Genomic DNA, 2348 nt, shown 5'->3' with positions numbered 1-2348 from the left:
CTATTTAGCTTGTCCCTAAAGGGATATATGCGGAGCGGCTTGCACTAAAGCACTAGCCCTAAAGGATTAGCTCCGCGTCCTTCGCGTCGCCCAAGAGATGGGGGTACCCTTTAGGCTCCGCTATATTTTTTAGGACTACATCAAGAAGCGATCGCGGTTTGGTTAGGGCGATCGCTAATGTTTATTTAGTTAGATTAGGATAGCTTAATTTAAACAAAATTGCTTACATACACTATAGATTTATATCTATCCATTGTTTGGCTCTTTTAATTGCATCCATAGAAGTTGTGGCACGAGGAACTGCAACAGCACAACCTTGTTTGTGATTGACCCAAGCAGAATAGATACCATGTCCATCTAATTCATCGCGATCGATCTCAATTTTGCAATCACGATAAGTAAAGGAAAGAATAATTTGAGGATAATGAGGTTCTATCATTATTTATCTCGGTAAAATACAATGGCGCAAGATGACAGCTAATTTCGGTTTTTCAAATTCTTGTCTTCGTCTCTTGCCTCAACAATTTCCCAAACTTCTTGCCATCTTTCAATAATTAAGAGCATCATTTTATTTAACTGCCATTGAGGAACGCGGTGGTTTTGTTTATTTTTGCCTCTGTCCATAATTACTTTGAAAATAAAATTAACCAAGCGGATACTCGCTCGAATATCCGCTTATGTTTTGTTATTCAAGCAGCAGCTAAATTTTGAGAGACAAAATCCCAGTTGATTAGCTTACCGATAAAATCATCGATGTAAGCAGGACGTTTGTTTTGATAATCGAGGTAGTAGGCGTGTTCCCAAACATCCATAGTGAGCAAAGGAACTTGTCCCTTGGTTAATGGATTATCGGCATTAGGGGTTTTAGTAACTTTGAGGGTATCGCCATCCAAGACTAGCCAAGCCCAACCGCTGCCAAACTGAGTCGCACCTGCATTCTTAAACGCTTCAACAAACTGTTCATAACTACCAAGATCGGCCTCAATTTTTTTGGCTAATTCTCCAGAAGGAGTGCCACCGCCATCAGGTTTCATACATTGCCAGTAAAAAGTATGATTCCAAGCCTGAGCAGCATTATTAAACAGTCCGCTTTTGCTCTTATCTTCTGCTACTGCTTTAATAACTTCTTCAATTGGTTTGCTGTCTAATTCCGTATCTTTAACTGCATTGTTGTATTTATTGACATATGCAGCATGGTGTTTATCATGATGAAATTCTAAAGTGCTTTTAGAAATTACAGGTTCTAGTGCCGTGTAATCGTAAGGAAGTGATGGTAATTCGTAAGCCATTAGTATTCGTCCTCTCTCAAAATATTCGTACTGAAGTTCCAGAATATTACAGTCTGTCGAGCGAGCGATTAGCTGTAGATGACAGACTGTGAGCCAATTTGCGACTTCTTTGCCGATAGTACCGTAGTTTTGACTATTGCAAAATCCGCATCCCCAGGAGGGGGAATATAGGGTACACAGAGACGATGTATTGAGTTAATCCAGTAAAAAATTCTCTCTAGATAAAAAAGAGTTGGGCAAAAACTCAAATAGCTCATAGCTCCAACTCTTGTAGATTGTATATTTGGTTGTATTAAGTGACTTTATTAAATGGCGTTGCCACTTACATTCGTGCTAATGTCGATATTTTTGACCGCACTTCTGGTTTAAAATCTTTTAGTTCGTCGAGATTGAGCCATCTCTCTTTTACCAATTGGGCAAGATCGAACACAAAAGTAGAGGAATTATAGTCATACTAAATCCGAACGCTCCCAAAATTAAGTTTCGGCAATATTACGATTTTTTGAGAAATAAGAATAAAAGGAGAAAACAAATTAAAACCGAACTCAAAAATTTCTAACAATGATAGTATTCTTGAAACTGTATTTCTTGGCTCTGTCGTCATACTGCCGTGTCACAAGCTTTATCTCACCTATTGCGTCTATCTTGTTGTATCCTTGGCTATTTATATGCTACGACTACTGCAACCTCCGCTCAAGTCAATCAAGTCACTACTGATGGAACGGTCAACACTCAAGTAAACCAAAATGGTAATGTGGCAGAAATAACGGGAGGGGAAACCAGAGGGAGTAATCTCTTCCATAGCTTCCAAGATTTTTCCGTTCCTACTAATAATGAAGCCTTTTTTAATAACGCTGACAGTATCGCCAATATCTTCAGTCGCGTGACGGGCGGTAGCGTCTCTAACATCGATGGACTAATTCGAGCCAATGGGAGCGCCAGCTTATTCCTTATCAACCCAGCAGGTATTATCTTTGGCGAAAATGCACGGTTAGATATTGGTGGTTCGTTTTTTGGTTCCACTGCCAGTAGTATTCTGTTTGATGATGGGGAGTTTAG

The 2348-nt window shown here is 39.5% G+C and carries 5 protein-coding genes; 1 reads left to right on the top strand and 4 read right to left on the bottom strand.

Annotation, left to right across the window (positions count from 1 at the left end):
* Nucleotides 1-232: 232 nt before the first annotated feature.
* The 4 genes from AC33VI_RS22410 to AC33VI_RS22395 all read right to left on the bottom strand — a co-directional run bounded on the left by AC33VI_RS22410 (nt 233) and on the right by AC33VI_RS22395 (nt 1719).
* Complete coding sequence (locus tag AC33VI_RS22410; RefSeq protein ID WP_491784483.1) at nt 233-439, bottom strand: hypothetical protein; 207 nt, start codon at nt 437-439, stop codon at nt 233-235.
* 38 nt (nt 440-477) lie between these two features.
* Nucleotides 478-624, bottom strand: a complete 147-nt coding sequence (locus tag AC33VI_RS22405; protein ID WP_491784482.1) for a hypothetical protein — start codon at nt 622-624, stop codon at nt 478-480.
* Between the two features lie 65 nt (nt 625-689).
* Entirely contained in the window at nt 690-1289 is a 600-nt protein-coding gene (locus AC33VI_RS22400; protein WP_491784481.1) for a superoxide dismutase, read from the bottom strand.
* A 322-nt stretch (nt 1290-1611) separates the two neighbouring features.
* Nucleotides 1612-1719 (bottom strand): hypothetical protein, encoded by a 108-nt coding sequence (locus tag AC33VI_RS22395; RefSeq protein WP_491784480.1) that lies wholly within the window; start codon nt 1717-1719, stop codon nt 1612-1614.
* A 180-nt stretch (nt 1720-1899) separates the two neighbouring features.
* Here AC33VI_RS22395 and AC33VI_RS22390 point away from each other — a divergent pair.
* The coding region (locus AC33VI_RS22390) for a filamentous hemagglutinin N-terminal domain-containing protein (protein WP_491784479.1) at nt 1900-2348 on the top strand (449 nt) is incomplete at its 3' end.

This window comes from Waterburya sp., from assembly GCF_058530065.1.
This window is presented reverse-complemented; position numbering and strand designations above follow the sequence as displayed.